At 69.4% G+C, this 5,735-nt stretch carries 5 protein-coding genes, 1 pseudogene and 1 riboswitch; of the genes and pseudogenes, 3 read left to right on the forward strand and 3 right to left on the reverse strand.

Annotation, left to right across the window (positions count from 1 at the left end):
- Window positions 1–87: 87 nt before the first annotated feature.
- Genes G6027_RS04100 through G6027_RS04110 form a run of 3 tightly spaced genes read right to left on the reverse strand, consistent with a single transcriptional unit; the run spans window position 88 to window position 3,037 of the window.
- The gene (locus tag G6027_RS04100) at window positions 88–525 is read right to left on the reverse strand and encodes a hypothetical protein (RefSeq protein WP_182635639.1); all 438 of its coding nucleotides are present in this window, start codon (window positions 523–525) and stop codon (window positions 88–90) included.
- The gene (locus G6027_RS04105; protein WP_182635641.1) at window positions 522–1,691 is read right to left on the reverse strand and encodes a homoserine O-acetyltransferase; all 1,170 of its coding nucleotides are present in this window, start codon (window positions 1,689–1,691) and stop codon (window positions 522–524) included. The genes G6027_RS04100 and G6027_RS04105 overlap by 4 nt, the downstream gene beginning before the upstream one ends.
- A gap of 11 nt (window positions 1,692–1,702) precedes the next feature.
- Window positions 1,703–3,037: a PLP-dependent transferase gene (locus G6027_RS04110; protein ID WP_182635643.1), complete on the reverse strand. Its 1,335-nt coding sequence runs from the start codon at window positions 3,035–3,037 to the stop codon at window positions 1,703–1,705.
- 52 nt (window positions 3,038–3,089) lie between these two features.
- Window positions 3,090–3,205: riboswitch (SAM riboswitch) on the reverse strand.
- 156 nt (window positions 3,206–3,361) lie between these two features.
- Between G6027_RS04110 and G6027_RS04115 the strand changes: the two genes are divergently transcribed.
- The 3 genes and pseudogenes from G6027_RS04115 to G6027_RS19440 form a co-directional block, all read left to right on the forward strand.
- Window positions 3,362–4,579, forward strand: coding sequence for an NADP-dependent isocitrate dehydrogenase (locus G6027_RS04115; RefSeq protein WP_182635645.1), 1,218 nt, complete (start codon window positions 3,362–3,364; stop codon window positions 4,577–4,579).
- A 79-nt stretch (window positions 4,580–4,658) separates the two neighbouring features.
- A complete protein-coding gene (locus G6027_RS04120; protein ID WP_182635647.1) occupies window positions 4,659–5,531 on the forward strand; it encodes a bile acid:sodium symporter in 873 nt (290 codons plus the stop codon).
- A 49-nt stretch (window positions 5,532–5,580) separates the two neighbouring features.
- Window positions 5,581–5,735: pseudogene (locus tag G6027_RS19440) on the forward strand (MFS transporter); the annotation flags it as partial.

Raw genomic sequence — 5,735 nt, forward strand, 5'->3', positions numbered from 1 at the left:
CGGTCGTCCTGTGGCTCGCGACATCGATCGACTCACTCGGGACGGGCTGAGAGGGCCCGCCACACGCCGGACCGGTTCAGTCCCGGACTAGTTCAGTCGCAGGGGGACGCCCTCGCGCACGTGGTCGCGGACGCCATCTGACGCGAGCAGCGCACCCATCGCCACCAGTGCGCACAGGGAGAGCACGCTACCCAACACCGAGATGAACGTGACACTGTCCACCACCATCCGTGCGAGTGAGCTCACGACCAACAGCGCCACCGCCACCCCGATCACGACGCGCGCCGCACGGTGGGCGCGCCAGAGCAGCACCGCGCCGACGATCAGCAGCACCCCCAGGACCAGCGACGACGCGGCGGTCACCGCCATCGGCCCGTACTCGGTGGTGTCGCCGCCCCCGCTGGCCGTGGCGGTGAGCCCCAGCAGCGTGGCGAAGCCGATGGCCACCCCGATGATGCCGAGCCCAACCGACAGTCCCGTCAGGCCGAGGGCGGCGGGCCGGGGGCTGTGATCGTGCTCGGTCATGCATGTCCTCGGGTTCGGTCGGGGGAGCCCTGCGCGGCGAGTTCCAGCGTCCTGGCGAGCATGGGGCCCACCACGTCGGACTCGGTGAGGAAACCGTCGTGACCGGCCGGGCTGTCGATCACCACCAGTGGATCGGCGCCGGGCAACAGCGCGGCGAGCTCCTCCTGTTGGCGCAGTGGGTAGAGGCGGTCGGTGGTGACCCCGCCGATCACGCAGGGGACGGGGCAGGAGCGCAGGGCCTGCTCGACCCCACCGCGGTCCAGGCCCACGTCGTGGCGGTTGAGCGCGTCGGTGAGCAGGACATAGGTGCAGGCGTCGAAGCGGGAGACGAGCTTGCCGGCCTGGTGGTCGAGGTAGGACTGCACGGCGAACCGCCCCGACATGGACAGGTCCTCGCCCCGGGGGTCCTCACCGGGTTGCGGACGGTTGGCGAACCGCTCGTCCAGTTCCAGCTCACCCCGGTAGGACAGGTGCGCGATGCGCCGCGCGATGCCGAGACCGGCGACGGGGGTGCGGCCGGTGCCGTGGTAGCCGCCCTGCTGCCAGTGGGGGTCGGAGGTCACGGCCATGATCTGCGCGGTCTGCACGCCGATCTGGTCCGCGGAGGCGCGTGCCCCGACCGCCAGGACACACCCCGCCCGGACGCGGTCCGGGTGGGTGACCATCCACTCGAGCGTCCTGGCCCCGCCCATGGAGCCGCCGATCACCGCGGCCCAGTGCTCGATCCCCAGCAGGTCGGCCAGGACCCGCTCGGCCTCGACCATGTCGCGGACGGACACGGCGGGGAAGCGGGCGCCCCAGTAGTGGCCGTCGGGGTGCAGCGAACTGGGGCCCGTCGACCCCCGGCACCCACCGAGCACGTTGACGGACAGCACGCAGTAGCGGTCGGTGTCCAGTGGCAGCCCGGGCCCGACGAGTCCGTTCCACCATCCGGGCGTCGGGTGGAGCGAGTCCACGGAGCCGACCACGTGGGAGTCCCCGGTCAGCGCGTGTTCGACCAGGACGATGTTGGACCGGTCCTCCGAGATCCGGCCCCACCGCTGCACCGCGAGGTTCACCCCCGGGAGGACGACACCCGTGACCAGCGTGAGGTCGCCGATGGCGACGCGGCCGAGGGTGCCGTCGCCCGGGGGCAACAGCGCGAGTGGATCGGTGGGGCGGACCATGCGGGCGGACGTCAGGAGAGCGCGGCGAAACCGAGCTCGAGGTCACCGATGATGTCGTCGACGGCCTCGATGCCCACAGACAGACGGACGGTCGCAGTGGTGACCCCGGCGATCGCGTTGGCCTCGGGGGTGCCCTGGGAATGGGTGGTGGTGGCGGGGTGGCACACCAACGACCGGACGTCGCCGATGTTGACCAGGCACGAGTGCAGCTTGAGCGCGTCGATGAACGTCCACGCCCGCGCCTTGATGTCCTCCTCGGACGCGCCCTGCGGCACCGCGAGGTCGAACGTGACGATCGCGCCCGCACCCTTGGGGGACAGCGTCTTCTGCAGCGCGTTGTACGGCGAGGAGGCCAACCCGGCGTACTGGACGCCCGCCACGTCCTCGCGCGCCTCGAGCCACTCGGCCACCCGCTGCGCGTTGGACACGTGGCGCTCGATCCGCAGGCTCAGGGTGTCGATGCCCTGGACCAGGGTCCAGGCGTTGAACGGGGAGGCCGCGGCACCGGTGTCGCGGAGGAGCGTCACCCGGGCCTTGAGCGCGAGGGCGGGCGCGCCGAGATCGGCGTAGACCAGACCGTGGTACGCGGGATCCGGGGTGGTGAAGGACGGGAACACGTCCTTTCCGTCGCGCTGCACGCGCCAGTCGAACTTCCCGCCGTCGACCAGGACGCCACCGAGGGAGGCGCCGTGGCCGCCGAGGTACTTGGTGGCCGAGGAGACGACGACGTCCGCCCCCAGCTCCAGCGGGCGGATGAGGTACGGGGTGGCCACCGTGTTGTCGATGACGAGCGGAACCTGGTTGCGGTGCGCGACCTCGGCGATCGCCGGGATGTCGAGGATGTCGTTCAGCGGATTCGAGATCGACTCGCCGTAGAACAGCTTGGTGTCCGGCCGTACCGCCGCCTGCCAGGAGGCGGGGTCGTCCGGGTTCTCCACGAACGTGGTCTCGATGCCGTACTTGGGCAGTGTGTGCCGGAGCAGGGTGTCGGTACCGCCGTAGAGGCGGGGTGAGGCCACCACGTGGCCACCGGACTGGGCGATCGCCTGGATCGCGGCGGTCTCGGCGGCCTGGCCGGAGGCGAAGAGCAGACCGGCGACGCCGCCCTCGAGCGACGCGATGCGATCCTCCGCGGCGGCGACCGTGGGGTTGGTGATGCGGGTGTAGATCGGGCCCATCTCGGCGAGCGCGAACCGGTCCGCGGCCTGCTTGGCGTCCGCGAAGACGTACGAGGTGGTCTGGTAGATCGGCAGGTTGCGCGCCCCGGTGTCGGAGTCGACGGGCTGACCGGCGTGGATCTGGCGGGTCTCGAAGGCCCAGTCGGGATTGCTGTTGTCGTACGTCATAGGGGCGGAGCCCCTCCTCTCGTCAGAAGGGTCCGGCCGCTTGACGACAGCGGACCCGCGCTTGCCTGTCACCCGGGTGGGTGGTGGCCAGGTCGTCTCCCGGGGCACCCCACCGCGGTGGAGGGTTGCCGTCCAGCGAGCCGGGGCTTGTCGCTGGAACTCATGACCTGGGGAGAGGTTAGCCTAAGCCGCTCGGCGGCGGCAACGAGGGGTAACGGTGCGGAGCGTCCTCTCGCGGACTAGGCGGATCCGTAAGATGAGGCGTACGTCACACTATCGACGACAACGCAGGCCCCAGAAGGGCGAGCGGGGAGGGAGGGTCTGATGTCCAAGATCAAGGTGGAGGGGACCGTCGTCGAACTCGACGGCGACGAGATGACCCGCATCATCTGGAAGTTCATCAAGGACGAGCTCATCCACCCCTACCTGGACGTGGACCTCGAGTACTACGACCTCGGGATCTCCAGCCGTGATGCCACGGACGACCAGATCACCGTGGACGCCGCCAACGCCATCAAGAAGCACGGGGTGGGGGTCAAGTGCGCCACCATCACCCCGGACGAGGCCAGGATGGAGGAGTTCGGGCTGAAGCGGATGTACCGCTCGCCGAACGGCACGATCCGCAACATTCTCGGCGGGACGATCTTCCGCGCCCCGATCATCATCTCCAACGTCCCTCGCCTGGTGCCGGGATGGACCAAGCCGATCATCGTCGGCAGGCACGCCTTCGGCGACCAGTACCGCGCCACAGACTTCAGGGTGCCCGGCGCGGGCACGGTCACCATCACCTACACGCCGGCGGATGGTTCCGAGCCGATCGAGCACGAGATCGTCGAGATGCCGGACGACGGTGGCGTGGTCATGGGTATGTACAACTTCACCAAGTCGATCGAGGACTTCGCACGCGCCTCGTTCAACTACGGTCTGCAGCACGACTACCCGGTGTACCTGTCCACCAAGAACACGATCCTCAAGGCCTACGACGGCGCGTTCAAGGACATCTTCCAGGACGTCTTCGACCGCGAGTTCAAGGCGGAGTTCGACGCCGCCGACCTGACCTACGAGCACCGACTCATCGACGACATGGTCGCCTCCGCGCTCAAGTGGGAGGGCGGGTACGTCTGGGCCTGTAAGAACTACGACGGCGACGTGCAGTCCGACACGGTGGCCCAGGGCTTCGGCTCGCTCGGCCTCATGACCTCGGTACTGCTCACCCCGGACGGGAAGACCTGCGAGGCCGAGGCCGCGCACGGAACCGTCACCCGCCACTTCCGTCGTCACCAGCAGGGCGAGCCCACCTCCACCAACCCGATCGCGTCGATCTTCGCCTGGACCCGCGGACTCGAGCACCGGGGCACGCTCGACAACACCCCCGAGGTCATCGAGTTCGCGCACCAACTCGAGGACGTCGTGATCTCGACCGTCGAGGGCGGCCAGATGACCAAGGATCTCGCCCTCCTGGTCGGCGAGGGCCAGGACCATCTCACCACCGAGGATTTCCTCGCCGCCCTGGACCAGAACCTCAAGAGGGCTCGCGCCTGAGCGGCTACGGTGTCGGACAGTGGTCCATCTCACATGAGGGCCGCCACCCGTCGTCGCGCGAGCACCCGAGGAGCCACACGTGGACCAGAGTCCCCTGATCGACATAGGCCTGCCCGTCGCGCTGGCGATCATCATGGTCGGCATCGGGCTCAGCCTGACCAGGGAGGACTTCGCGGTCCAGGCCAGGTCGCCGTGGGCCACGATCGTCGGACTGTTCGGCCAGCTGGTCCTGGTGCCGCTGACGGGCGTGGCCGTGGCCCTGGCGTTCGGGCTCCCCCCGATGTTGGCCCTCGGTGTGGTCCTGGTGGCGGCCACGCCCGGAGGGGCGACGTCGAACCTCATCACCTATCTGGCGCGAGGCAACGTCGCGCTGTCGGTCATCCTCACCGCTCTGACCTCCGTGGCCGTGATCCTCACGCTGCCGATGTGGTTCGGTATCGGCGCGCGGATCATCCCGGGGGCCGACGACGCCGAGGTGACCGTCCCGCTCGGTCAGACCTTCGGGCTCCTGCTGGGTGTCATCCTCATCCCGGTCCTTCTCGGCATGATCCTCCGCGCGAGGAGGCCCGCACTGGCCGCCCGCATCGAGCGCTTCGTGGGCATCGTCGGACTCGTCGTCCTGGTGCTGCTCATCGTGGGCATCGTGCTCGGCGAGAGGGACCGGATCGTGGACCTCATCGTGGCCGTGGGGCCCGCGGTCGTCGTCCTGAACCTGGCTCTGATCGTGGTGGGCGGACTGCTCGCCTGGGTGTGCCGTCTGCGCCGCGCCGAACAGATCGCGATCGCGGTCGAGTTCGGCATCAAGAACACCACCCTGACCCTGCTCATCGCCTTCACCGTGATCGGCGACGAGGAGGTGGGGCTGGCCGCCGCCGTCTACAGCATCGTCATGTACGTCACCGCGTTCCTGGTGGTCTACGGCGGTCGGCGTCTCATGCGCACCGCCCCCTGATCGGGTCTGGAGAGGCGGGCCCGCGCAGGGGTGGGCGTAGCCTGCTCCGGTGACCACGAGCCCCGCCACCGGCACCGCGCCCACCCCCCGTCGCGTGGCGGTCGCGATCCTCGCCCTGGCGCTGGGCGGGTTCGGCATCGGCGTCACGGAGTTCGCGGCGATGGGGCTGTTGAGGTCGATCGCCGACGACTTCGGGCTCACCGA

Origin of the sequence: Dietzia sp. SLG310A2-38A2 (assembly GCF_014145095.1) — a bacterium.
Lineage (GTDB): Bacteria > Actinomycetota > Actinomycetes > Mycobacteriales > Mycobacteriaceae > Dietzia.

Bases quoted from the DNA above. Each gene is read 5' to 3' on its own strand.
- G6027_RS04110 (WP_182635643.1), bottom strand. From the start codon at position 3,037: ATGACGTACGACAACAGCAATCCCGACTGGGCCTTCGAGACCCGCCAG.
- G6027_RS04105 (WP_182635641.1), bottom strand. From the start codon at position 1,691: ATGGTCCGCCCCACCGATCCACTCGCGCTGTTGCCCCCGGGCGACGGC.
- G6027_RS04115 (WP_182635645.1), top strand. From the start codon at position 3,362: ATGTCCAAGATCAAGGTGGAGGGGACCGTCGTCGAACTCGACGGCGAC.
- G6027_RS04100 (WP_182635639.1), bottom strand. From the start codon at position 525: ATGACCGAGCACGATCACAGCCCCCGGCCCGCCGCCCTCGGCCTGACG.